The sequence below is a fragment of the Wolbachia endosymbiont (group A) of Therophilus tumidulus genome (assembly GCF_964277345.1).
Lineage (GTDB): Bacteria > Pseudomonadota > Alphaproteobacteria > Rickettsiales > Anaplasmataceae > Wolbachia > Wolbachia pipientis.
Genome location: NZ_OZ195515.1, coordinates 952,249 through 977,736, shown reverse-complemented (window position 1 = coordinate 977,736; position 25,488 = coordinate 952,249). Strand labels below are relative to the sequence as shown.

Sequence of the window (25,488 nt, the reverse complement as noted above, 5' to 3'; positions counted from 1 at the left end):
TTTAACAGTATATATTGCTAAATTAGTAGCAATATATTAAAGACTTTCATCAAAAATTATTCCATAAAAAATTTCTAAATAGGGGTTGATAAGTTTTAAAAATGGAGTATTGTACTGAGTAGGAAAATAGTTTTTTTTATATAGTTTATGAAAGATCAAACGAGCCTTACAACGGATTTTACGCATGCTATAGAAAATAGACTTCTTTCGAAACTAGGATAAAGCAGTAAAAATAGTAATTTTGAGGTAAGGAGAAATGAAGTATGAAATAGTGAAAGAGCTCGATAAAGGGGAGTTTCGTCGACTAACAGGAGTAAAGAGATCAACATTTAACAAAATGGTAGGGATTTTATGTGAAGAAAATAAAAAAAAGAAAGCCAAAGGAGGAAGGAAAAATAAGCTAAACGAGGAGAATATGCTGCTCATGGTATTAGAATACTTACGAGAATACCGTACATATTTTCACATAAGTCAAAGTTATGGAGTAAGTGAAAGTACGGCATATAAAACTGTAAAATGGGTAGAGGATACTCTAATACAACACCAAGATTTCGCATTGCCAGGACGAAAAGAACTCCTAAAAAGCGACGTGAAATATGAGATTTTGGTGATTGATGCAACGGAAACACCTGTAGAGAGACCAAAAAAAAGCAGAAAAGATTTTATTCAGGAAAGAAGAAAAAACATACGCTAAAAACACAAATAATTGCAGAAAAGAAGAGCAAGAAAATTATTTGTACGTCATTTTCAAACGGGAGAAAGCATGACTTTCGGCTTTTCAAGGAGTCAAAAGTGCATGTATCAGAAGGTATAAAAGTTTTAGCCGATGCTGGCTATAGAGGTTTTCAGAAAATTCACAAAAATGTCGAGTTGCCACACAGAAGGATGAAAAAGAGTCCCTTAATTAAGGAAAAAAAGGTAGAAAATCGGGAGCTAGCAAGCAAAAGAGTAGTAGTTGAGAATGTAATTGGTCTGTTAAAAAGATTCAAAATTATTGCAGACAGATACCGCAATCGGAGAAAACGTTTTGGCTTGAGATTCAATTTAATAGCAGGAATTCACAATTTTGAGCTGTCTATATGAGTTTCGAAAGAGGTCTAATGACGACTTTAAACGGTTGGAGGAATATATTGATCAACATATTGATAAATATAATGTTAATCGTGAACTTTTAGATAAGTTGCCTTTGCTGTCCTGGGCTGCCTGTAAAAATAGTGTAAATGTAGCTCAACTTCTTCTTAGTATTGGTGCTGATATTGACATTAGATGTGACCAAAATTGGACACCTCTACACTATGCTGTTAGTGCAGGTCAATACGATATGGTTAGATTTCTTGTTGATCAAGGTGCCAGCATTTTAGCTAAGGATAATAATGTTAAGACACCTTTACGCATAGTAAATGAGCTTGGTAACACAGAAGTAGCAAACTTTTTGAGAGCAAAGCTAGATAAATATTTATTTTCTGCTATAGAAAGAAAAGATATTAGAAAGGTTAGTGATTTTCTTGATGGAGGTGCTAATATTGAGGCTAAAGGTATAAACAATCAAACGCCTTTGTGTGTAGCTTCTTGTAAGGGTAATTTGTATGTCCTTAAACTTCTTCTCAGTAGAAATGCTAAGGTTAACGTTCAAGATGATAGTAGAAAAACACCTTTACATTATGCTGCTAGGGAAGGTCATTCAGATGTAGCTGAACTTCTTCTTGGCCGTGGTACTATGATTGATGCTGAAGACTGTTTTGGTATGGCTCCTCTACACTATGCTGCTTACCACAATAGAAAAAATATGGTTAGCTTTCTTATAAAACAAGATGCCAAAATTGAGGCCGTGGATAAAGAAGCTAAAACACCTTTACATTATGCTGCTGGGAAAGGTCATTTAGATGTAGCTGAACTTCTTCTTGACCGTGGTGCTATAATTGATGCTGAAGACCGTTTTGGTATGACTCCTCTACACTATGCTGCTTGCTACAATAGAGAGGATGTGGTTAGCTTTCTTATAAGCCGAGATGCTAAAGTTGAGGCCATGGATGAAGAAGATAAAACACCTTTACATTATGCTGCTGGGGAAGGTCATTTAGATGCAGCTAAACTTCTTCTTGACCATGATTCTATAATTAATGCTAAAGACCGTTTGGGTATAGCTCCTCTACACTATGCTGCTTACTACAATAGAGAGGGTATGGTTAGCTTTCTTATAAGCCAAGGTGCTAAAGTTGAGGCCATGGATGAAAAAGCTAGAACACCTTTACATTATGCTGCTAGGGAAGGTCATTTAGATGTAGCTAAACTTCTTCTTGAATGTGATGCTATAATTGATGCTAAGGACTGTTATGATCGGGATCCTTTATATTATGCTGATTCGTATAATAAATTAGATGTAGTTAGACTGCTTGAAGGTAGGAATGGTGTGAACACTTGTAACCCTCTTACTAATTTTTTAAGTGCATGTATCCATTCCCCTATTGCTCGTTACTTCGGAAGTGTTTGCGTAGAAGGAGCGCCAATTTTATACAGAAGGCAACGTGCCTCTGCAATTGATCACAATGCTTTGGAAGGTAGTTTACGACTCTTCAGTATCTGTAAAGGAGGAAGAGAAGGTATAGATAAAACACGTTTCAATAAAGAGATTAGTTATCTACATGAAAATGCTTATTTGTATGATGTTTTACTGTTACAAGATGAGGAAAATCAAAACACACTTTTGCATGTGGTTATTAAAGAAAATCAGGTTGATCTTGTAAAAGAACTTTTGTGTATTCTTAAGGAGCCATATCGTTCGAATAAGGTGTATAAGTGCAAGTATTTTGAAGATAAGCAAGAAAATGAAAAGCCGCTTTCTAAAGTTATTAATTCTAAGGATAAAGACGGAAAAGATGCAATTACTCTGGCTATTGAAGGTAATGACCCAGAATGTATTTCGGCTCTTTTCAAGTATTTAACTTATGAAAATATTAACAGAAGGAAAGATGTTAAAAGCGATTACACACCTCTACATGAAGCTGTGCGTTCTAGAAGTAGTAACGCAATTAGTGCGCTTCTAAAATCAGAGCATGTAAACGTTGAGCTCATAGATGGAAGATCTTACAGAGCATGGAAATATGTTAATAATGAAGAAACAAAACAATTGTTTATTAGGTATTATAGTGATAAAATTAATGATTTGCGTAAAGAATTAGCACATTGCAATGAAAAATTAGCGCAAGTCGAGTATTTCCTGTGCAGAACAAAACTTGCTTTTGTATGCTCTGCAGCTTTTGGCTCTTGTCTTAATATGTATAAAAATTTTCATGATGCAAGAAGTGGAGATATGCCAGGTGTTACCATTCATCCTCTCTTGTTGTTATTTTCTAGTGCTACAGGTCTAATAGTGTTGTGTAATCATTTTATCGATTTAACACTTTCAAAGTATAAAGAAGAAAGTGTTAGCTTGCAAAAAAAATTGGACAGTTTTAGAGAAGCAAGAGATAAGTTGGAAAATAAATTACTTCATTTTCAAGAAGGTACATCTCAGGGTATTAGGACGAATTCAATTTCTACGCAACTATCTGATTATGATGACGTACCTGGAACATTAGAATCACCTACCTCTATAAAGAGCTTTGAAAGCTCAGCAAAGGTATCCGTTTATAACCTGCCTAAGGAATTTAAGTAGCCTAATTTAGTAAGTACATAGAAGTAATCATATTAAAGAAGATATTGGTTTTTGAAGTAAGAGGAGAAAGCTCACAATCTTTGCTCATGTGTCTAAATTGGAGAACCAAGAGAAAGTTTGTTCCACAATAGAGATGTTCAAAAAAGTGTGTCAAATCAAAAAGAAAGTAATAAATTGATATAAAAAGGTGAAATAGAAAACCACTTATTGGCTGAAAGTGAAGAAAATAATAGAAAAAATGGGAGAAATGCAAAGGCTTTACGTACAAGTGCAGATTCATTTGAACTTTTAACACCAAGAGATAGAGAAGGAACCCCAAATAGTCAAAAAAAGGCAAATAAATTTACATCCAGGGCTTGAAACGAAGATTTTAAGCACATTTGCAAGACCAATCGATTTCCAAAAAAATCTTCTCATGCTAGCTGGTTTTTATTGCTGAAAGTGGTTGTATTATTTAGGTTCTTAGTAATATTTAATATTAAATTAATAGTAATTCATTAAAAATTTTCATCAAAAATTATTTCAAAAAAATTTTAAATTAGGGGTTGACAAGTTTTAAAAGTGGAGTACTATTCCTGAAATACATTAGATTACTAATTTTTTATGGTATGTAAGTGTGTGATGGCTAAGGTAATTTTACTTTTGTGAGCGGGCTATGTTATGTGAGGGCATTCCAGAATTCTTGTTTGAGGGAAGATGGTCCTTTCTGTGTTGCTTGAGGAAAGAAAAAAGCTCAGGGTAAGAGTGGCTTGTTATAGTGTGATTGCTTAGTTAAGTTAGGTAAGTTTTTATAAATGTGGAGGGACAAATGACTTTAAACAATGATGATTTATTAGTTAGTGCTGCAGGAGCAGGACGCCTTAGTGACGTTAGAGAACTTCTTGAGAAAGGGGCTAATATTGAAGCTAGAGATAGTGATGGTTACACATCTTTGCATAGGGCTGCTGAAGGAGGTCATTTAGAGATAATTAGATTTCTTATAGATAAGGGGGCTAACATTGGAGCTAAAAATAAGGATGGTGGAAAACCTTTAGATGTAGCAAATACCTCTCGTCAGTCAGAAGTAGTAAACTTTTTAGGACCAAAGCAAAGTGAGTATGATAGACTTTTATTTGCTGCTGTAGAAAGTGGGAATGTTAGTGAAGTTACAAATCTTCTCAATATTGGAGCTAGTATTGAAGTTAAAGGTGTAGAAAATGCGGAGTTTAGGTTAGCCCGTTATGTAAAAAGAATTATGGAGATGAGTAATTACCATAATGTTCATTCGGAAAAAAAATCTGAGCTTGAAAGGATAAAAGGAGAATTACCAGAGTCAGTAAAGAATGCAGTATTTTCATCGGAGGTATGTATTAAAAGTGTTTACTATAGTAATGAGTATTTATATCCTGCTAGTGATTATCTTAGCCATGATAGGGATAGAAGGAGAGTATTTACTTGGAGGCCAGGGGGCAAAGATAGTTCATGTCAATGGAAATTTGAACCTGAAGGTAACAACATATATATAAAAAGCACTTATTTTAATGAGTATTTATATCCTGCTGGTAATGGTCTTAGCCATGATAGGGATAGAAGGAGAGTATTTACTTGGAGGCCAGGGGGCAAAGATAGTTCATGTCAATGGAAATTTGAACCTGAAGGTAACAACATATATATAAAAAGCACTTATTTTAATGAGTATTTATATCCTGCTAGTGATTATCTTAGCCATGATAGGGATAGAAGGAGAGTATTTACTTGGAGGCCAGGGGCAAAGATAGTCCATGTCAATGGAAAATTGAGGATTGTGGATCTACTCGCAAGAAGCGTGATGTACAATATAGTATTACAAAAGAAGCTAAGTGTGATCTATCTTATGATAATGCATCAGACAATTCATCGCAAAGTGACGAAATAGGCTATAACAAAATAGGAGCTACAAGCGGAGCAAGTAAGCCGTCTTCATGGATAGATGCTGTTAAAGGTGTTTTTCAGTTTATCTCTTCCCCTTTAAGGGCTGCGTTGCCTTCATTTTCAGAAAATAGCTCTAGCCGTTCTGGTACAGCAGGAAGTAGCTCCAATCATTCTGATACAGTAAGAAACCCAAATATCCAATATACTAGCCAATTTAGTCGTGAAGTTTGTGCGAGTAATAATGCTAGCTTGATGTTTTTCTTGTTACAAGCTTTTCTAGATAAAAAGTGTCCTCTTCCTAAGTTTTCTGATGTTAATCCTGTAAAGGCTCTTTTTTACACATCGGATATTATAAAGTCGTTCAAGGAAGTATTAGAGAAGCAAGCTGAATCGAAAGGTGGTATAAAAATGCACCGCTTAGATATTAATTTTGAGAAATTATTTGAGAAGATTAATGAAAAAATTAGGAGTGGTGAATTTAATAGACCTCTTTCGAAACTCATATAGACAGCTCAAAATTGTGAATTCCTGCTATTAAATTGAATCTCAAGCCAAAACGTTTTCTCCGATTGCGGTATCTGTCTGCAATAATTTTGAATCTTTTTAACAGACCAATTACATTCTCAACTACTACTCTTTTGCTTGCTAGCTCCCGATTTTCTACCTTTTTTTCCTTAATTAAGGGACTCTTTTTCATCCTTCTGTGTGGCAACTCGACATTTTTGTGAATTTTCTGAAAACCTCTATAGCCAGCATCGGCTAAAACTTTTATACCTTCTGATACATGCACTTTTGACTCCTTGAAAAGCCGAAAGTCATGCTTTCTCCCGTTTGAAAATGACGTACAAATAATTTTCTTGCTCTTCTTTTCTGCAATTATTTGTGTTTTTAGCGTATGTTTTTTCTTCTTTCCTGAATAAAATCTTTTCTGCTTTTTTTTGGTCTCTCTACAGGTGTTTCCGTTGCATCAATCACCAAAATCTCATATTTCACGTCGCTTTTTAGGAGTTCTTTTCGTCCTGGCAATGCGAAATCTTGGTGTTGTATTAGAGTATCCTCTACCCATTTTACAGTTTTATATGCCGTACTTTCACTTACTCCATAACTTTGACTTATGTGAAAATATGTACGGTATTCTCGTAAGTATTCTAATACCATGAGCAGCATATTCTCCTCGTTTAGCTTATTTTTCCTTCCTCCTTTGGCTTTCTTTTTTTTATTTTCTTCACATAAAATCCCTACCATTTTGTTAAATGTTGATCTCTTTACTCCTGTTAGTCGACGAAACTCCCCTTTATCGAGCTCTTTCACTATTTCATACTTCATTTCTCCTTACCTCAAAATTACTATTTTTACTGCTTTATCCTAGTTTCGAAAGAAGTCTAATGAAATTTCAGGGATTTTAAAATCATACGCAGAGGAAGCATTGCCTGGTAGAGAACCCGGAGATCCCGGTAGATTAAGTCCGAAAAAGTTTGATAAGTTTATGGCTGAATTTAATAGAAGAATAGACCCAGTAATAAATCAATTAATGCAACAAATGTTAAGCAGATTAGAAGTGAGTGACGTAAAAGAACAACAAATAAGCTTGGAGCCTAAAAGTTATCTAAATAATACTTCTGTTCAATGTCATTTAACTCAAGCTAGAGGTCAAGGTAAAGTATTAATTCCTTAATTTTTGAATTTCATCTATCGAAAGGCCGGTAATTTGAGCGATAACATCAATAGAGACACCGGCCTTAAGTGAGTTCTTTGCCACTTCGATTTTCTCTGCTTTTCTGCCTTTTTCATGTCCGATTTGGATGCCTTCTTCTTTACCTTCTTCTCTACCTTTTTCAGTAGCATCATCAAGTTTTTGAGCGAGGACAGCCTGTTCATCAAGAATACGTTTTATTTCCTGTTCATAGGCAATAAATTCTTTTTCTGACCAGTTGAATCTATTTAGCTCTTCATAGGCCTTTTTAATTATTACATCACTACCTATTATTTTTTCCAGCTCTTCTTCACTAGTCTCATCTGCATATCGAAAAAAATAAACCCATTTTTCAACTATATTTTCCAACTGATCTTCCTTATTCTTTGGAAATTTTGGCAACTCAATAAATATAAAATAGAAATCTTTTAGATCATGCTCATTAGTGTCTTCATCTCGAATAGTATGCTTTGATTTGTACTCAGATTTATTAGGAAACAGTACACAATCTGCTATAGCAATGAAGATAATTTCCTTAAGGTTATGATACTGGTCACCTTTATCAGCTTGCCTTGAGTAAGCTTTAGCAGCATAGTATTGGGCACGTTTTTCAAAGCCTTTAGTTTTAGCGACCTGCATTTCGCAAATGTATTGAGCACCTGTAGAATCTCTACAGAGAACATCAACAATACTTTGCTTTTTAGCGGCGATATCGGGGTCTTGAATAGTACTTAAAAACTCTATATCCTTTATTTCATTTTTACCAGTAAAGCCAAGAATATCATTGAGGAAGTGAATAAGGATATCTCTATTTTTTTCAGTACCGAAGATACGCTTAAACGATACATCATTTTTGGGATCAAGAAACTTAGAAAAAGTCATAAGAAAGAACCTTAAAAAGCATTAATAATTATACATAATTCTGAAGAAATGTTCAAGTTTTTTATTTTTTTAAGTTTTGAATGCGTTGATGAAAAAAATGTCTCCCATAGATGGCTTTAGAATGCTACTACGCACCTTAGACGTCCTTTGTACATCTTTTATTAACCCTTCTATAAAGCGCCTTAAAAGGCCGGCAAATGGATGCTATGAGTTTGGAGCTGTAGGAGACATCAAAGATACCCTTTTTGGTGTATAAAAATACGAATCTACGACAACATCGTTTAAAGAAATTAGCAGCTATTAATATCTTCTACCTTTTCATAAAAAAATAAACAAAAAAAAATTGAAAATTTGATTTGACTTCACCCAAAAGCTATGGCTTTATGCCAATACTGCTAAGAAAATAACAGTAAACATTTAAAAATAATTTATTATTAGTGAAGGGTATATTATATGAACAATAAGAATAAAAGTAAAGATCGTAAAAAAGAAATAGAGTTCCGAAATTGACCTTACCCAGAAAAAGTGGAGAGAAAGAAAGGAGTTTTTTCGGGTAAAATAAAATTTTGGAGGATTAGAAATGGCAAGAGAATATACAGCAGAATTCAAATTGGAAGCTGTTAAGCTGGCAAATGAACAAAGAAAGGTAGGTCAACCAGTTGCAAAAGTAGCAAGAGATCTAGGAATAAGGGATAGTGTATTAGGAAAATGGATGAAGAAATATAACGAAAAAAAGTCAGCGGCAAATGCATTTCCAGATGTAGCACCTTATGACAAAGAGAGATTTGATTTACAGAAAGAGTTAGCAAAAGTAACAAGAGAAAGAGACATTTTAAAAAAAGCCCTGGCCAGTCAAAAAGAGTAAAATATTTTTTCATAAAAGAGCATAGTAAACACTATAAAGTGCAGGAATTATGTAGGGTTTTCTGCTAGTGGCTACTATAAGTGGACTACAAGGAAAATAAGCAGTAGAGAATCAGCAAATAAAGAGTTATTAGCAGATATTCAAAAAATATATCAAGCTTCTAAATGTAGATATGGAGCTCCTAAAATTCATGCTGAATTAAAGGCTTTGGGTAAAAGTTGCAACTTAAAAACAGTGCAAAGTATTATGCAGAAAAATGACATCAGGGCTATACTGAAAAGAAAGTTTAAAATTAAAAAACAACAAACAGATAATAGAGCTGTAGCTCCCAATATACTAGATCAAAACTTTATTGTTGATCAACCAAATAAAGTATGGGATTACTTATATAAAAACCAAAGAAGGATGGCTATATTTGGCAACAATAATCGATCTATATTCACGCATGGTAGTTAATGAGCAGTTCAATAAATAAACAATTGGTTATGGACTCTTTATTAATGGCCGTTAACAAGCGTAAACCTGCCAAAAATCTACTATTACATAGTGATCAAGGTTCACAATATACTTTGCAAGGTTATCAATATCTCTTATCCATAAAAAACATAGATGAGTCATAAAGGTTGTTGTTACGACAATTCTGTTGTGGAAAGCTTCTTTAGCTCATTGAAAAGAGAAATACTTATTGATACTTCACAACACTCTGCTCAACAAACTAGAACTGCAATATTTGAATACATAGAAATTTTTTATAACAAACAACGTCACTATTAACTATTGCATTCCTGAGCATTTTGATTCATCATTCTCTTTGTGAAAAACATTCCAAACTTTCTCTCCACTTTTTCTGGGTAAGGTCAAAAAAAACGCCGATATTTTAGTACATAGTAAATAGCCAACCACCACGGGGCTTCTTTTGCCTTTTTTTTATTTGGTAAATTTCTTAATGTTTATGGCTAAACGACAATCGTCATCCCGCTACGTGTTAGCGGGATCTATGCTTTGAGATACTGCGAATGAATCGCGGTATGATGGTTAAGTAAGGGATCTATGCTAAGAGATGCCAAAGACCTTCATGAAACTTTGCCCATTTGGCTTCTCTAAAGATTTCGTTTACAGAATCTAGTAACTCAGCTATGCAGAATAAAAAAAGTTTGTATGGTATACAAATAGTGTGTTTTTTTTATAATTATTTTCTATAATACATAAACCTTTGGTCCAAGCTGTAAATGCCACCATAGGCATTAAAAGTTAATTAACAAACTGCAATGTATAATGAAATAAAGAAACTTGTAAGACTTTGATCTTACAGATTATAAACTTGTCATAAAGTTTAATAGTGTCTGTTACTGCTTTTAGGTGTGAGGCTAGAGGGTTATTAGCAGTAACAGACACTATTAAACTTATTATAGAATTTACTTAAAGTAAATACTTAATTTAAAATATTATAATATTTTTACTTACAATAGATTTATGTAAATGCTTTTTTCCTCAATTAGTATTGTACTATTATACTTGTTGAATGCTAAAAAATTATTAACCATCACTAATCTCTATTTGCATAGTAAGTTTATATATACTATTATACAGTATATCACTTAGTTTTATAGCAAACAAACAAAAGATATGGTGAAGTTATTTGCACTATTGATAATATTTTACTCAAATATATCTGTTGCCTCTGCTCCTACTTCCTGGCAATTTGGATTTCCTGCTCCTGCAACTGAAGTAATGGAGGCTGTAGTTAGGTCACATTCGTTTGTGATGCTTGTGATGGTTACAATAATGCTTTTTGTGTGGGCGCTGCTTGCTTATATAGCGTTTCGCTTTCGTAAAAGCAAAGTAACAAACATAAGTAAAACTACCCATAGTGTTCCTTTAGAAATTATTTGGTTTGTTATACCAACTATCATTGTTGGAATATTAGCCTTTGAAAACGCTAAATTACTGAAGCTACAGGAAGAAATACCGAAAGCTGACATAACACTAAAAGTTATTGGCCATCAATGGTATTGGAGCTACCAATATCCAGAATATCAAGGTGTGTCATTTGATAGTTATATTAAGGGAAAAGAAGACTTTATCGAAGGAGATTTAAAGCTATTCTCTGTTGATAACAACATCATTTTACCCGTTAATACTAACGTTCGTTTACAAGTTACAGCAGGAGATGTGATACACAGTTGGGGAGTACCGGCTTTTGGTGTAAAAATTGATGCGATACCAGGTAGGCTGAATGAGGCGTGGTTTAATATCAAAAAGCCTGGTGTTTATTATGGGCAGTGCTACGAATTGTGTGGTCAAGGCCATGGATTTATGCCAATTGTTGTTGAAGCAGTAAGCAAAGAAGATTTTAATAAGTGGATTGAAAATAGAAAATTAGTGAGTTAAATTTGGAGTATAGATATGAGTGACGTACCAAAGGGCATAAAGCGTTGGTTGTTTTCCACCAATCATAAAGATATAGGGACACTGTACATTATTTTTTCCATATTAGCTGGAATTATTGGTGGATTATTATCGGTGATTATTCGCACTCAGCTAATGCACATTAATATACTTAACAATAACTATCAATTATATAACGTAATGGTTACAGGGCATGCGTTGATAATGGTGTTTTTTATGATAATGCCAGCCCTCATGGGAGGATTTGGTAACTGGTTTGTACCTCTCATGATTGGCGCACCAGATATGGCATTTCCTCGTATGAATAATTTAAGTTTTTGGTTATTAGTGTCATCTTTTATTTTGCTCATTCTCTCAGTGTTTATTGGTGAAGGTCCAGGTACAGGTTGGACTTTATATCCACCTCTATCACAGGTAATGTCCCATCCAAGTGCAGGAGTTGACATTGCTATACTTGCACTTCATGTTGCTGGTATGTCGTCAATTGTTGGGGCGATCAACTTTATAGTTACTATATTTAACATGCGCACAAAAGGAATGTCATTAACTAAGATGCCACTGTTTGTTTGGTCTGTCTTGCTAACATCATTTATGTTGATTGTTGCCTTACCAGTGCTTGCCGGTGCTATAACTATGCTTCTTACTGATCGCAATGTTGGTACTTCCTTTTTTGATCCTGCCGGTGGTGGCGATCCTGTGTTATTTCAACATTTATTTTGGTTTTTTGGTCATCCAGAAGTTTACGTAATTATTTTTCCTGCATTTGGCATCATAAGTCAGGTTGTATCAACTTTTTCTCACAGACCTGTATTTGGTTACATAGGGATGGTTTATGCAATGATAGGTATAGCAGTATTTGGCTTTATGGTTTGGGCTCACCATATGTTCACTGTTGGGCTTAGTGCTGACGCTGCTGCATTTTTTAGCACCACCACAATTTTTATCGGTGTTATAACTGGTGTAAAAGTCTTTAGTTGGATTGCAACTATGTGGGGCGGAGCAATTGAGTTTAAGACCCCTATGCTATTTGCACTAGGTTTTATTTTCATGTTTGTTGGCGGTGGCATAACGGGAATAATTCTTTCTCATGGTGGAATAGATAAGCTCCTGCACGACACCTATTATGTTGTTGCTCACTTCCATTATGTCATGTCACTTGCTGCATTATTTGGAGCTTTTGCTGGCTTTTATTATTGGATTGGTAAAATGTCGGGTAAACAATATAATGAGCGCTTAGGTCAAATCCACTTTTGGCTTACTTTTATTAGCACCAATATCACTTTTTTACCTCAACATTTCTTAGGATTAGCTGGTATGCCAAGGCGTATACCTGATTATCCTGATGCGTTTATCCCTTGGAATTATATATCCTCAATTGGTTCGTATATGTCCTTTGTTTCAGTTATGTTTTTTGTGTTTATAGTTATACATCTTTTTAAATGGGGCAAGAAAGCTGGAGATAATCCTTGGGAAGGTGACACCTTGGAATGGACGGTATCTTCACCACCGCCTTTTCATACTTTCGAAAAGCCACCAGTGGTAAAATAGAATGTACACAAGTGTTTTGCTAAATGTTGAATCAACAATACTGGATTTTTGGCGTTTGCTGAAGCCAAGGATAATGTATCTTGTGGTATTTACTGCAGTTGCTGGTATGGTTACTGCACCAGGTAGTATGCACCCTTTTCTAGCACTAATATCTCTTATATGTGTTGCTCTTGGCTCAGGATCTGCAGGTGCTATAAATATGTGGTATGACAAAGACATAGATCTGCTCATGGAAAGGACAAAAAACCGCCCTATACCTTCAGGTAGAGTTTCTGCAGAAAGCGCGCTTGAATTTGGTATAACTCTTGGAATATTGTCAGTATTTATCATGGCAATAGCAGTAAACTATATTTCTGCTGCTTTACTTGCAATCAGCATATTGTTTTACGTTTTTGTATATACGATCTGGCTCAAAAGACGCACTCCGCAGAATATCGTTATCGGTGGTGCAGCAGGTGCTTTCCCTCCAATGATTGGCTGGGCAGCTGTGACTAATTCTGTCAGTTGGGAAAGTTTCATTTTATTTTTAGTAATTTTTATGTGGACTCCACCACACTTTTGGGCCCTATCTTTAAATAAGTCTGAAGACTATGCAAAGGCATCGATTCCAATGTTCAATATTGTTTATGGTCCGGAAAAAACAAGAAAATATATATTAATTTATAGTGTTTTGCTGGTGCTAACTAGCTTGCTTCCGGCTCTATTTTTGAAAAAGGCTTTACTTTATCTAAGCATGGCAACCTTTGAAGGTTGCGTTTTTATTTGGTACGCTGTATCTGTTATGAAGTTCAAGAATCACAGCTCACAGAAAAAAATGTTTTCTTATTCAATTTCTTATCTATTTTCCCTATTCGCCAGTATTATTTTTTGTTCTATTGATTTATTTTAGTTATGAAAGAACGGCAGAAGCATAAAAACTATTTTTTACTTTTCCTTTTGGTAATGCTCGTTGTCACACTTTTTTTTGTTTCTATAATAAAATTTAAAGGTGCAGCTTAAACTACCTTTAGAAATTGTGCTTTCATAAAAGCAACTATATACTTTGTTAACCGATATAAACAAAGATGAGTAAAAAAGAAGTGATAATATATACGGATGGGGCGTGTTCTGGTAATCCTGGAGCGGGAGGATGGGCAGCTATCATATTATTTCAAGATTACAGAAAAGACATTTATGGTAGAGAAGAAAATACCACAAACAATAAAATGGAGTTAACAGCGGTGATCAATGGGCTGAAAGTATTGAAATTTTCTTGTAATATTAATTTATATACGGATAGTCTTTATGTTAAGCATGGCATAACAGAATGGATAAATAAGTGGAAAATGAATGGCTGGAAAACAAGTAATAAAAAATCAGTAAAAAATATGGAATTGTGGAAAGAGCTAGACAACGTTGCTTCACAACACGAAATTGATTGGAAGTGGGTTAAAGCACACAGTGGCGATAAGTATAATGAGGAGGCTGATAGTTTAGCAAGAAAAGCAATAATCGATGCTTAAAAAAATTACTATATTATTTTCCGTAGCTTTATTATTCATATTGTGCTTCTTTATTTTTTTTAAGCCTTTAGAAATCAATATTAATTATATTGATTTTTATGTTAAACATAAAATATCAAAAATATTTGTTGGCTCAAGCGTTAATATGGAGAATACCTCAGTTGTTTGGCAGAAAGATGGCAAAGATCCGTATTTAGTCATTACGGATTTGGCAATAGCAAACCCTAATTTTACTATAAAAGTTCCTGAGCTTTTTGTACATTTTAAGTTAAGTTCCTTATTTAAAGCTAGTACAAATCTCTCTCAGGTTTCAGCTGATAATGTGCATGTATGTATCAAGAGAGAAGAAACTAATGTTAATCCGCAAAACTCATTAGACCTTTTGGATAATCATTATTTAAGTAGTAACCGCCTTCCTTCGGTGTCATTCCAGCGCGTGACGCTGGAATCTAGAAAAAAAGAAACAAGTAGTCAAGCTACTTGGATGACAAGGACGAGTGCTGGGATGACAGGAAAAAAAGATACTGGGATGACAGGGAAGAATTTCAAGATGACAGAAAGTAGTGCAAAAAATCTATTAAAAACAATAAGGGAATTTTTTTTTGACTTAAATGCGGATTCAAAAATTGAATTTACTAACATCGCTATTGATAAAAGCACAGAAGATGAATTTTTTATTGATAAATTATATATAGGGAAGGGGGAAGATTTTAATGTTTTAGATATTCATGTGAATACAAAAGATGGAAAGGGATTTTTGGATGATTTATCAATTACGATAAAAAATCGCAACAATTTGCTAAATGTGTACGGGACATTTTATGATCTAAAATTGGGACTATTGAGCAAGTTTTCTACATTAGTTAAAAGCTACAATTTGGACAAAAATATAGGATTCAAAGGAAGCTTCTCAGTGAAAATTAATAAAAAGGATGAAATTGTAGATGGAAATATATACGTATTAAATACAGAAAATTATTTGAACAAAAATTTGGCCTTAACTAATGTAAATATAAATTTAACATATAGTAATGGAATTATTAGTGTAAAAAACTTCCATTTTAAGTTAAATGACACGTATCTCTCTTTAATAGGCAAAATGAACTTTGGTACAAGTCATGCTTTGCTTAGAATTAATATTAGTAAGTTTGCTGCAAAGGATTTATGTACTTATATACCAGATAGTGTAGTAAATAGTAAATTTAAAAGCTGGTATTGTGATAATATTGATGGGGATGTTTTAAATACCATTGTAAGTTTCAATGGCAAAATTAACAATTTGGTTGATGACGATCTGTCAGACATTGTAATTGTTGCTGATATAGAAAACGGTAGCGTAAAATTTGATGAAGATTTTGAGCAAGTAAAGGAATTAAAGGGTGATTTGATCATCAAGAATAACGATCTTGAAATTACTGTAAATAGCGCTAAGTTTCAGAATTTCACTGTTAATGGTGGTGATATTGAAATGAAATCTCTAAATAAGGAAGATTCAGTTCTAACCATTAATGGCAAAGCTGTAAGTGATGCGTATGGTTTATATGAGCCTATAAGATTTAAGCTGGATGATGTGGTGAAGGTTGAAAGGGATAAAGTAAGTGGAATGGCAAAATCCGTATTTAATTTTCGCATTTTTAATCTAAATGCTGATGACAAAAAAGTAGACTTCTCAGCAAATTTTCATTCTGAAATTGACAATTTGGCCGTCTATAATGCAAGTCTTGGTAAATATGATATTAAGCTTAGTTTTGGCAGTGACTTTATAGATTTAAATGGTAGTGGTATGGTGAATAACACACAGCTATTATTTGACCTGAAAAGTAGCAATAGGAATGAAAGTTTCGCCTGGAATTTGACCGGAGATTTACCCGCTCAAATATTTAATTTTGATAGTGGCTATGTCAGTGCAAATTTAGAGTCAGTGATAAATCAAGATAAGACGGGGTATGTTAATGGTGATATAGATTTATCAGAATTTGAATCACATTCAAGCTACTTAGGGTGGAAAAATCGCTTTGAAGATCACAATAAAATTTTGTTTTCTACAAGGTTAAAAGGAGCAGGTGAATTGTTAGTAGATAAATTAGACATTGTAGGAAATGACCTAGATATAAAATTCAGCGGAAGAGTAGAAAATGGAAATTTATATTTAAATTCTAGTAGCTTTAAATTGCCTGATAATGATTTTAGTATAGAAATTGAATCAGGTAAGGAGAAAAATGCCATAACTATTTATGGTGAGGAAATTAACTTAAGTGATATTTTAGGCTTGCTTGGCAAAAACAGTAATGGATTAAATAAAGATATAGAGATTAGTATGAATGTTGACAATGTAATTATGAAAGAAGGCATCGTTATCAAAAATGCTAAGCTGAATGTAACCTGTACTAAAGGTAATTGCAATGGAAGTCAATTTACAGGGCAGTTTCTGGAAAATAGCAGCAACATACTAGCAGAATACAGTGGAATAGGGCTCGAAATATATGCGGATAATTCAGGTATGCTTTTGCGTTCCTTAGGCATTAGTAAATCAATTAAAAACGGCAAATTGTCTTTTTATCTCTCTCCTCAGAGAGAAAGTGGAGAACATTATGGTACGTTATCCATTAGCAATTTCTACATCAAAGATGCTCCACTACTTACTACTTTATTGTCGATGTCTTCATTGCCTGGCATTGTAAATGCTATAAAAAATGAAGGTGTATACTTTTATAAATGCAATGCACCTTTCTCATACAAAGACGGCTCTGTTGAAATTGAAGAATCTTGGCTTGAAGGAGCGGAATTAGGCATTAGCACTAGCGGTAAGCTCGACATTAGAAATTATAAATTCCAAGTTGAAGGACAAGTAATACCAGCATATTCAATTAATAAATCTTTGTTAAAAATTCCTATAATTGGGAAACTTCTTACTGGTGGGAAAAGTAGGGGAATCGTTTCAATAGACTATAAAGCAAGTGGTGATGACAAAAACAATAACGTATCTGTTGATCTTATCTCTTCGCTAACTCCAAACCTATTAAAGAGGTTATTGGGAGTGTTTGATCGCATTATGACAAAAACTAACGAAAGTGGCTTAAAAGGTGGTGTGAAAAAGAAATTTGGTTCGATATGACCAAAAGGGAAGTTATTTAACAAAATTATGGACAAAAATGCAAGAATTTCAGAATGATCTACCTGGTTTTTTATTTAGTTGTTTAAGTAATACCACTCCCTTTAACCTCTCTATATTTGCTGAACAACTAAAAAGGGTAGGGGGGTGGTTGTAAATTGTATCTGTTCAGCAGAGTGGCAAAATAAGGTAGACGAGAAAAGACAACTATAGGAACAAATGGGTGTCATGCCGGTGCGTGACACTGGTTTCCATCCAAAAGGGTGTCATTCCAGTGTCAGCTACTTTCATGACATCGTTTACTATGTGCCATATTGTAATGTTCGTACAGTTGTGGAATGAATCGCGGTATGACGTGTTGCTTGGGTCAGCTATAGTATAAATATACTAGGGGTTATAGTTTTCTTATGCTGCCTTTTTGTTATTAGACAACCACAATATAAAGGAGTGAAACGGATGCAAACAGTAGTGCATTTCTGCACCAAACGTATTACCTTTAACGAATAGTAAAATGTGAGATTTTTTGGAACTACCGTGGAGCAATTGCTCCACGGTTTCATTCTACTTAGAATCCACCCATGCCACTCATTTCTCCTGCACCCATAGGAGATGAAGCATTTTCTTTGCTTGGTACATCAACTATCATAGATTCAGTAGTTATCAGCACACTCGCAACAGATACCGCTGTTTCAAAAGCAATACGCACCACTTTTGCTGGATCAATCACACCAGCTGTAAACGCATTAGCATAATTCATAGCCTCAACGTTGTATATAAGCTCTTTATCATTCTGCTTAATCAAATAGTCAATTATAACAGCAGATTCAAGACCAGCATTTTTGACTAACCTTCTAATTGGAGCACTGAGAACTTTCTTGATAATGTTTATGCCTATTTGTTCCTCGTCACTTGCACCTTTTAATTTGTCGAGAACAGATGAAGCATAAAGAAGCGCAACCCCACCACCTGGAACTATACCTTCTTCAATTGCAGCTCTTGTTGCATGCAGCGCATCTTCGACTCTATCTCTACGTTCTTTAACTTCCACTTCAGTTGCTCCACCAACTTTGAGCACAGCAACGCCACCTGATAATTTCGCTAAACGTTCTCTTAGCTTTTCTTTATCATAATCAGAAGTTGAAGTTTCAATTTGAGATTTAATCTGCTCGATTCTAGCTTTCACACTGTCAGAATCGCTATTTTCGCTGACAACTGTGGTATTATCTTTAGTAATTTTAACATTTTTAGCCGTACCAAGATCATCAAGCGTGAGATCTTCCATCTTGATTCCAAGTTCATCTTTTATGACGTACTTAGCACCAGTTAAAGTTGCTATGTCTTCGAGCATCTCCTTTCTTCTGTCACCAAAACCTGGAGCTTTTACTGCAGCAACTTTTAAACCACCACGCAATTTATTGATAACTAAAGTGCTTAATGCTTCACCTTCGATATCCTCTGCAATAATAACCAAAGGTTTACCAGATTTAACAATAGCTTCAAGAATAGGAAGTAAAGGTTGAATAATATTTAATTTTTTCTCTGTAATTAATAGATAAGGATTATCAAGCTCCACGATCATTTTTTCATTATTTGTAATAAAATACGGAGAGAGATAACCGCGATCAAATTGCATGCCAGTAGTCAGCTCAACTTCTAACTCTTTTGAACCTTTACTCTCTTCAACAGTTATTACACCCTCTTTTCCAACTTTTTTCACGGAATCAGCGATACTGTTACCTATATCCTTATCACCATTTGCAGAGATTATTGCAACTTGTGCCACTTCGTCTATTTTCTCTAGAGAAATTGTACGAGACATTGACGCAATTTCCTTTAATATTACATCTTTTGCCTTCTGTATTCCGTTTTTAATACCAACACGATCGTTTCCAGCAGCAATTGATTTTGAAGCTTCCATTATCATGTTGCTAGTTAGTATTGAGCACGTTGTTGTACCATCACCAACTTTATCGTTACATTGAGAACAACTCTGTGCAAAGATGCTTGCTACCGCAGCGTTTAATGGTTTTTCAGGCTTGATACCCTTCATCACCTTATAACCATCTTTTGTAATTTCTGGTGCTCCATAGGGCTTATTAATCCCTACTGTTTTTCCTCTAGGTCCTGCAGTTATTGCTACCGTTGAATCCACTATTGCTGCAACTTCACGAAAGGCTTCTTGCAACTGCTCACCTGATACTACTACATTAGTCATTTTTATCACCTCTTGTTAATAAAAAATTTAGAAAACTATAATAAAATCATTTACAATGCGCTATGTTGCGCTTTGTTTCAGTTTAGTAAAATAAAGACTGCTACTTAATGACAGCAAGTATATCGGACTCTTTCATCACGATAAGCTTCTCATTATTATGTTCTATTTCTGTACCAGCCCATTGGCGATAGAACACTTTATCACCAGCTTTCACAGTTAAAGTTACGCGTTCGCCACTTGAATTGCGTGAACCTTCACCAATTGCTATAACTTCACCTTTAGTAGGTTTCTTTTCAGCACTTGATGGAAGCACAATTCCACCTTGCTTTTCTTCGCTAATAGGCTTGATCAGCACGCTATCATCTAATACATTTAAACTTATACTTGACATTTGTTTTTCCTCATCAACAAATTAACTTATAAGTTTATATATATATACTCGTAAGTTAGATTTCAAGGGCTGGAGCTTGTAAAATATGCACGCCATTATAAAATATGCACGCCAAAAGCAGTTTCTAAAAGAGCCTAATGTTATATAATAAAATTTAGATTTATTTATAGAGATTTCATGAGTTATATACCATTTTTAAGTCGTGGTGTGATAGTGCTATATGGGCCTGACACTAGAGATTTTCTGCAGGGTATTATAACCAATGATATTAATAAGTTGGATAGCCAAAAAGCCATTTACTCTTTATTGCTTAGCCCTCAGGGAAAATATCTATATGATTTTTTTCTTATTGAATATGGTAAATACACCCTCTTGGAGTGCGAAAACATGCACTTGCAGCAAATAATCGAGAAACTAGGTTTACTTAAAACTTATTTGAGGGTAAAGATTAAAGACGTTAGCGCACTATATAAGGTTGGAGTTTTGTTTAATACTAAGTTGGCGGAGTGTAGTAGTGAATCACAAGTTATTTTTCAAGATCCAAGGCACAAGCTGCTAGGAATGAGGATCATACATAAAGATGAAATAAAAGAGCCGGTTGGGGATTTTACTCAGTATGAAAAAGTCAGAATTCAAAATCTCGTTCCAGATGGAGCGAAAGATATGGTGCAGAATTCATCGTTTCCGCTGCAATTTTTAATCGATAAAGTAAACGGTATAAGCTTTAATAAGGGGTGTTATATAGGTCAGGAAGTTGTAAATCGAATGAGCAGACAAGAAATATTCAGAAGAAAACTTTACCTTGTTGAGGGGGATAACGCACTTCCAGATATTGGCACTAAAGTGACAAATGAAAACAATGAGGAAATAGGGGAACTGCGCTCTAGTGTAGACAACATTGGATTTGCATTGCTTAATACTGGAAAGAGCCATGCAAATTTATATGCAGATGGAGTTAGGTGCGTTAAGACGTTGAAGTCTTAAGGTAGCGCATATAGAAACGAAAAACTTGCTTGACACCCTTCGCCAGCGCCCTTATCATGGTATTGAAGGTATTCAGTTATCTTCATCTGTGCAGATTAAACAGCAAGAAAACAACGTAGTTGGCGTCTTATTTTTAATTTTTTGCACTATGTGCACCTTATGTCTTCACAACATTTCTGGGTTTTTACCTATATAAGCTGAAACGCGCTTATAAGTCGTTTAAGACAGTATAGTACGCCAATTTGCAGGATTAGAGAGTGACAACTAGCTAACACGGGGTTTCTTTTGCCTTTTTTTCTGCTTAGTAAATTTCTTAAACATTTGCAGCGTAGGTTAGTTGCATTCAAAAGCAGCTAAATTGCAGTGTTTAAGACTTAAAAACGCCAATACTGAAAATAGACAATGACTAGGGTTTCTTTTGCCTTTTTTTTCATTTGGTAAATTTTTTAATGTTTATGGCTAAACGACAACCGTCATCCCGCTGCTTGTTAGCGGGATCTCTTGTTAGCGCCGCGGCGGTATGACGGTTCGTGGCGGCGTGACGATAAGCTCGTCATACCGCTGCTTGTTAGCGGGATCTAGAGATACCGCGAATGAATCGCGGTATGACGGTTCGTGGCGGCGTGACGATAAGCTCGTCATCCCACTGCTTGTTAGCGGGATCTAGAGATACCGCGAATGAATCGCGGTATGACGGTTCGCGGCGGTATGACGGTTCGCAGTGGCATGACGATAAGCTCGTCATCCCGCTACTTGTTAGCGGCTAAGAGATACCGCGAATGAATCGCGGTATGACGGTTAAGTAGGGTGTCATCCCAGTGTCACGCACTGGGATGACATTATAGGAGCACTGGGATGACACCCTCTTGGATGGAAATCAGTGTCAGATAATTTCATGACACCAGTTGTTGTAAACTCACTTTTTCTCGATTTTTTGGTTTATCTTGTCTACCTATTTTGCCACTCTGCTGAACAGATACACTCAACTTATGGTCAATACATCTTCTATTAAAAATTGTACAAATTCATTGCCATTCCAGTAATTCATAGAGATTTTACCCAAAATAGCTTTAACATTACCCTGCATGATAGCAGAGCCAAGATGAGTATTTGCAGAACGAAATGCAATAGCTCTTACCATAACATTATCATCAGCAATAAAACATTTTATATGGTCAACTCCTATAACTTCAGGCTTTCTTATCTTTGCTCCTTGGATAATAAACCTTGGTTCAGGATTTCCAACTCCAAATGGTCCCAAGCGTTGCAATTGATTCCATAAAGACAAATTTATTGCTTTAGCAGTTACTATACTATCAGCTTTTAAAGTTTTCTCATTTATAGAGTTTGAAAATCTTTCAGTAAAAAAATCATGCAAATCATTTATTTTGTCTTCTTTAATTGAAAATCCTGCCGCCATACTATGGCCACCACCTTCAATAATCAAATTTATAAACTTTGCGGAAAGGACTGCAGCACCGATATCAACTCCCAAAATTGATCTACAGCTTGCTTTTCCTATTCCATTATTTGAAGATATCACTACTGTTGGCAAGTGAAACTGCTCCTTTAGCCTTGATGCAATTATACCAATTATTCCCTGGTGCCAATTGCCACTTATCATTATAAAATTCGCACCTGATTGGGCAGACTTTTCCGCTTGTGCTGTAGCTTCCAAGAGAGCCTCATTTTCTAACACTTTTCTTGCATTATTCAAATCTATTAATTTTAGCGCGATTGAATGTGCCTCTTCATCATCATCGGTGGAAAGCAACCTTGCACCAAGCGATGCTTCTCCAATTCTTCCTCCAGCATTTATGCATGGCCCAATACTAAACCCTAATCGAGAAACACTTGGTTTTTCAAGGATTCCCAAAGCATCAAATAAAACACGCAAGCCAACGTTTTTTCTTGTTGACATAACTTTTAATCCTTGTGAGACAAGTGCTCTATTGAGGCCTGTGATCTGCATAACATCACAGACAGTTCCCAGGGCAACCAAATCCAACAGATCAAATAAATCTGGTTCTTTTTTGTTGGTAAAAAATCCTTGCTCACGTAGGCTTTTATTAAGAGCAACAATTAGCAGAAATGACACTCCAACTGCTGCTAGGTTATTATAAGGAGAGCTCTCATCAAGGCGGTTTGGATTCACAACTGCTACGGCGCTTGGTAATTTTTCCGTACCAAGGTGATGGTCAACAACTATAATATCAAGACCAAAAGCCTTTGCATCTTCTATTGGTTGATATGCAAGCGTACCACAATCAACGGAAATACATAAATCAATTCCATTCTTTTTAAGTTGTAATAAAGCATCTGTGTTTAATCCATAACCCTCATCAACACGATCTGGAATGTAGATTATAGAGTGTATATCGATTGCTCTCAGGTACCTGTTAATCAATGCTGACGACGTTGCACCATCAACATCATAGTCACCAAATATTGCAAGGTTTTCATCATTTTTTATTGCCCGTATTATACGAGAAACAGCTTTATCCATATCAAGAAGGTGAAAGGGATCTGGTAATAGCGATCTGATTAGTGGATATAAGAAGTCGCTTGCATTTTCTATGTTAACACCACGAGTAACCAATATTCTTGCTAATATTTCTGGTAACTCAAATCTCTGTGTAAGAGTTAAGATTTGCCTTTGATCTGCTTCTTGCAACTTCCACAATGCATTTGTTATGCTGCGCTTTTCAATTTCAAGTAGCATATTCTTTCTTTGTAAATAAAACTACTTTACCAGAATTTTTAAGCTTGTTCTATAATTGTATTAGACTTCTGCATAACCTAAACTAAGTAGAAAAAAGGTATCATCTAAGAGCCTGTCTTGAAAAGAAATGAGAAAGAGAATATGATGAGATAAGTAAAAAATAGTAGGTAAAAATGTATCCAAGTGATATAAGTGACAAAGAATGGGAAATTTTGGAGCCAAGTGTTGCACAAGGTGCAGTAGGACGGCCAAGAAAGCACAATATTAGAACAATTATTAATGCAATAAGATATATAATGAAAGGTGGTTGCCAGTGGAGAATGCTGCCAAAAGATTTTCCGCCATGGAAAACGGTGTATGATTATTTTCTCAGGTGGCGTAATAGTGGCAAATTGGAAGAAATACACGATATGTTAGTAAAAAAGGTAAGAAAAATGGTTGGCAAAAATGAAATACCTTCGGTAGGAATAATTGATAGTCAATCAGTGAAAACCACTCAAAAAGGGGATCCAGAGGATATGATGCTGGCAAGAAAATAAAGGGTAGAAAACGTCACATCATTGTGGATACAATAGGCCTAATTATTACAGCTGATGTTCATAGTGCAGGCATTCAAGATCGTGATGGTGCTCTAAATCTTTTTACTCAAGCTAAACGAAAAGCTCCAACGCTACAAAGGTTTCTCGCTGATCAGGGATATATTGGTAAATTGCAAAATTACTGTTTATTGAAAACAGGATGTTTATTGACGATTACTAAAAAAGCAGCTGATGCTGTAGGATTTCAAGTTATTCCTAAACGGTGGATTGTTGAAAGAACTTTTGCTTGGCTTTCCAATTTTAGACGTATGAGCAAGGATTATGAGCATTCTCCTCTTACTTCAAAAACTAATATCTCCTTTAATATGATTACTATTATGCTTGCTAAATTAGCTGCTTAGTTCCTTTCAAGACAGGTTCTAAGTAGCTGACACTGGTCTCCATCCAAGAGGGCAGTAGCCCCTTCGGTGTCATTCCAGCGCGTGACCAGGTCTTTTTAGCTATCATAGGATGACAGAAGCAGACACTCCACTTTGTCGTTCCAGTGCCTCCTTTTTTTGTCATTCCAGTGCCTTGACTATTTGGATCCAGGAAAAAGAATGGTGTCATCCCAGTGCCCCTATGATATCATCCAAGTAGCCTCCCTCTCCTGTCATCCCAGTGCTCCTTTTTTTGTCATCCGAGTAGCTGACACTGGGATCCAGGAATTTTATTAAGTTGGTAAGCATAAAAGTGTTATGTAAAATACAACGTTCTTGATGGGATTGCGTGAAATGCTGGATCCCAGTGTCTGGGCACTGGGATGACAAAGGAGGACAGTGTCAGCTACTCGGATGACAAAAAAAGGAGCACTGGGATGACATCATCCTTTTTTTGGGGTTCCAGCGTCACGCGCTACCTTCCGTATAAATATTAAAAAATTTACCAAATGAAAAAAAAGGCAAAAGAAGCCCCGTGGTTGGCTAATTACTTACATTATACTTTCAAGTATGGCGTTTTTTTATTCTAAACGCTTAATAACCGCGATTTAGTTGCTTTTAAGCCGCAACTAATCTAAATTATAAACATTAAGAAATTTACT

Annotated in this window: 24 protein-coding genes and 1 pseudogene; 18 read left to right on the top strand and 7 right to left on the bottom strand. The window is 35.2% G+C overall.

Going from position 1 to position 25,488, the window contains the following annotated elements:
- The first annotated feature begins 256 nt into the window (after window positions 1-256).
- From ACICQD_RS05235 to ACICQD_RS05215, 5 genes and pseudogenes are all read left to right on the top strand, one after another.
- A protein-coding gene (locus tag ACICQD_RS05235) for an IS5 family transposase (protein ID WP_395461446.1) occupies window positions 257-1,083 on the top strand; the annotation gives its coding sequence in 2 pieces (ribosomal slippage) (window positions 257-644 and window positions 644-1,083; 828 coding nt in all).
- Window positions 1,067-3,655 carry an ankyrin repeat domain-containing protein gene (locus ACICQD_RS05230; RefSeq protein WP_395461701.1) on the top strand — a complete coding sequence of 863 codons (2,589 nt, stop codon included), beginning with the start codon at window positions 1,067-1,069 and terminating at the stop codon, window positions 3,653-3,655. The genes ACICQD_RS05235 and ACICQD_RS05230 overlap by 17 nt, the downstream gene beginning before the upstream one ends.
- Before the next feature lie 183 nt (window positions 3,656-3,838).
- A pseudogene (locus ACICQD_RS05225) lies at window positions 3,839-4,058 on the top strand (transposase); the annotation flags it as partial.
- Window positions 4,059-4,463: 405 nt separating this feature from the next.
- Window positions 4,464-5,549 carry an ankyrin repeat domain-containing protein gene (locus tag ACICQD_RS05220; RefSeq protein ID WP_264329545.1) on the top strand — a complete coding sequence of 362 codons (1,086 nt, stop codon included), beginning with the start codon at window positions 4,464-4,466 and terminating at the stop codon, window positions 5,547-5,549.
- Window positions 5,550-5,653: 104 nt separating this feature from the next.
- Complete coding sequence (locus tag ACICQD_RS05215) at window positions 5,654-6,052, top strand: hypothetical protein (protein ID WP_395461700.1); 399 nt, start codon at window positions 5,654-5,656, stop codon at window positions 6,050-6,052.
- On the opposite strand, the gene ACICQD_RS05210 is transcribed toward ACICQD_RS05215, so the two are convergent.
- Window positions 6,045-6,871 (bottom strand): IS5 family transposase gene (locus tag ACICQD_RS05210; protein ID WP_395461446.1). Its coding sequence is split into 2 segments (ribosomal slippage): window positions 6,045-6,484 and window positions 6,484-6,871, totalling 828 coding nucleotides; the frame shifts between segments, so codons are not numbered across the junction. The two genes, ACICQD_RS05215 and ACICQD_RS05210, sit on opposite strands and share 8 nt — an antisense overlap.
- 100 nt (window positions 6,872-6,971) lie before the next feature.
- Between ACICQD_RS05210 and ACICQD_RS05205 the strand changes: the two genes are divergently transcribed.
- Window positions 6,972-7,220, top strand: a complete 249-nt coding sequence (locus ACICQD_RS05205) for a hypothetical protein (RefSeq protein WP_251371787.1) — start codon at window positions 6,972-6,974, stop codon at window positions 7,218-7,220.
- Here the strand turns inward: ACICQD_RS05205 and ACICQD_RS05200 are convergent.
- Window positions 7,209-8,120, bottom strand: coding sequence for an Rpn family recombination-promoting nuclease/putative transposase (locus ACICQD_RS05200; RefSeq protein WP_015589128.1), 912 nt, complete (start codon window positions 8,118-8,120; stop codon window positions 7,209-7,211). The two genes, ACICQD_RS05205 and ACICQD_RS05200, sit on opposite strands and share 12 nt — an antisense overlap.
- Window positions 8,121-8,700: 580 nt before the next feature.
- On the opposite strand from ACICQD_RS05200, the gene ACICQD_RS05195 reads away from it, so the two are divergent.
- From ACICQD_RS05195 to ACICQD_RS05150, 10 genes are all read left to right on the top strand, one after another.
- Complete coding sequence (locus ACICQD_RS05195) at window positions 8,701-8,985, top strand: transposase (protein WP_038198869.1); 285 nt, start codon at window positions 8,701-8,703, stop codon at window positions 8,983-8,985.
- A gap of 21 nt (window positions 8,986-9,006) precedes the next feature.
- Window positions 9,007-9,441 (top strand): IS3 family transposase, encoded by a 435-nt coding sequence (locus ACICQD_RS05190; RefSeq protein WP_395461828.1) that lies wholly within the window; start codon window positions 9,007-9,009, stop codon window positions 9,439-9,441.
- Window positions 9,441-9,605, top strand: coding sequence for a hypothetical protein (locus tag ACICQD_RS05185; RefSeq protein ID WP_156768652.1), 165 nt, complete (start codon window positions 9,441-9,443; stop codon window positions 9,603-9,605). The genes ACICQD_RS05190 and ACICQD_RS05185 overlap by 1 nt, the downstream gene beginning before the upstream one ends.
- Window positions 9,595-9,759 (top strand): IS3 family transposase, encoded by a 165-nt coding sequence (locus ACICQD_RS05180; protein WP_080717614.1) that lies wholly within the window; start codon window positions 9,595-9,597, stop codon window positions 9,757-9,759. The genes ACICQD_RS05185 and ACICQD_RS05180 overlap by 11 nt, the downstream gene beginning before the upstream one ends.
- Before the next feature lie 852 nt (window positions 9,760-10,611).
- On the top strand, window positions 10,612-11,376 hold the full coding sequence (gene coxB / locus ACICQD_RS05175) for a cytochrome c oxidase subunit II (RefSeq protein WP_010962498.1): 765 nt from the start codon (window positions 10,612-10,614) through the stop codon (window positions 11,374-11,376).
- Between the two features lie 15 nt (window positions 11,377-11,391).
- Window positions 11,392-12,942, top strand: coding sequence for a cytochrome c oxidase subunit I (ctaD, locus tag ACICQD_RS05170; RefSeq protein WP_395461699.1), 1,551 nt, complete (start codon window positions 11,392-11,394; stop codon window positions 12,940-12,942).
- Window position 12,943: 1 nt separating this feature from the next.
- Complete coding sequence (locus tag ACICQD_RS05165) at window positions 12,944-13,831, top strand: heme o synthase (protein ID WP_264373930.1); 888 nt, start codon at window positions 12,944-12,946, stop codon at window positions 13,829-13,831.
- A gap of 175 nt (window positions 13,832-14,006) precedes the next feature.
- Window positions 14,007-14,444: a ribonuclease HI gene (rnhA, locus tag ACICQD_RS05160; RefSeq protein WP_010082655.1), complete on the top strand. Its 438-nt coding sequence runs from the start codon at window positions 14,007-14,009 to the stop codon at window positions 14,442-14,444.
- A complete protein-coding gene (locus ACICQD_RS05155) occupies window positions 14,437-17,559 on the top strand; it encodes an AsmA-like C-terminal domain-containing protein (RefSeq protein WP_395461698.1) in 3,123 nt (1,040 codons plus the stop codon). Before rnhA ends, ACICQD_RS05155 begins: the two co-directional genes overlap by 8 nt.
- Before the next feature lie 216 nt (window positions 17,560-17,775).
- Window positions 17,776-17,898 carry a hypothetical protein gene (locus ACICQD_RS05150; protein ID WP_255703183.1) on the top strand — a complete coding sequence of 41 codons (123 nt, stop codon included), beginning with the start codon at window positions 17,776-17,778 and terminating at the stop codon, window positions 17,896-17,898.
- 223 nt (window positions 17,899-18,121) lie between these two features.
- Here the strand turns inward: ACICQD_RS05150 and groL are convergent, their stop codons facing one another.
- Together groL and ACICQD_RS05140 are read right to left on the bottom strand one after the other, a co-directional pair.
- A complete protein-coding gene (groL, locus tag ACICQD_RS05145; protein WP_395461697.1) occupies window positions 18,122-19,771 on the bottom strand; it encodes a chaperonin GroEL in 1,650 nt (549 codons plus the stop codon).
- Window positions 19,772-19,871: 100 nt separating this feature from the next.
- On the bottom strand, window positions 19,872-20,153 hold the full coding sequence (locus tag ACICQD_RS05140; RefSeq protein WP_173862895.1) for a co-chaperone GroES: 282 nt from the start codon (window positions 20,151-20,153) through the stop codon (window positions 19,872-19,874).
- A 186-nt stretch (window positions 20,154-20,339) separates the two neighbouring features.
- Here ACICQD_RS05140 and ACICQD_RS05135 point away from each other — a divergent pair, with 186 nt between their 5' ends.
- Window positions 20,340-21,146 carry a YgfZ/GcvT domain-containing protein gene (locus ACICQD_RS05135; protein ID WP_395461696.1) on the top strand — a complete coding sequence of 269 codons (807 nt, stop codon included), beginning with the start codon at window positions 20,340-20,342 and terminating at the stop codon, window positions 21,144-21,146.
- Window positions 21,147-22,128: 982 nt separating this feature from the next.
- On the opposite strand, the gene recJ is transcribed toward ACICQD_RS05135, so the two are convergent.
- Window positions 22,129-23,868: a single-stranded-DNA-specific exonuclease RecJ gene (gene recJ / locus ACICQD_RS05130; protein ID WP_395461695.1), complete on the bottom strand. Its 1,740-nt coding sequence runs from the start codon at window positions 23,866-23,868 to the stop codon at window positions 22,129-22,131.
- A 173-nt stretch (window positions 23,869-24,041) separates the two neighbouring features.
- On the opposite strand from recJ, the gene ACICQD_RS05125 reads away from it, so the two are divergent.
- Window positions 24,042-24,808, top strand: a protein-coding gene (locus tag ACICQD_RS05125; protein WP_395461441.1) for an IS5 family transposase whose coding sequence is annotated in 2 segments (ribosomal slippage) — window positions 24,042-24,369 and window positions 24,369-24,808 — 768 coding nt in all. Because the reading frame shifts where the segments join, the coding sequence is not laid out codon by codon here.
- Here the strand turns inward: ACICQD_RS05125 and ACICQD_RS05120 are convergent.
- Both ACICQD_RS05120 and ACICQD_RS05115 read right to left on the bottom strand, forming a co-directional pair.
- Window positions 24,792-25,016: a hypothetical protein gene (locus tag ACICQD_RS05120; RefSeq protein ID WP_395461694.1), complete on the bottom strand. Its 225-nt coding sequence runs from the start codon at window positions 25,014-25,016 to the stop codon at window positions 24,792-24,794. The two genes, ACICQD_RS05125 and ACICQD_RS05120, sit on opposite strands and share 17 nt — an antisense overlap.
- Complete coding sequence (locus ACICQD_RS05115) at window positions 25,013-25,216, bottom strand: hypothetical protein (RefSeq protein ID WP_010962508.1); 204 nt, start codon at window positions 25,214-25,216, stop codon at window positions 25,013-25,015. Before ACICQD_RS05115 ends, ACICQD_RS05120 begins: the two co-directional genes overlap by 4 nt.
- Window positions 25,217-25,488: the final 272 nt, after the last annotated feature.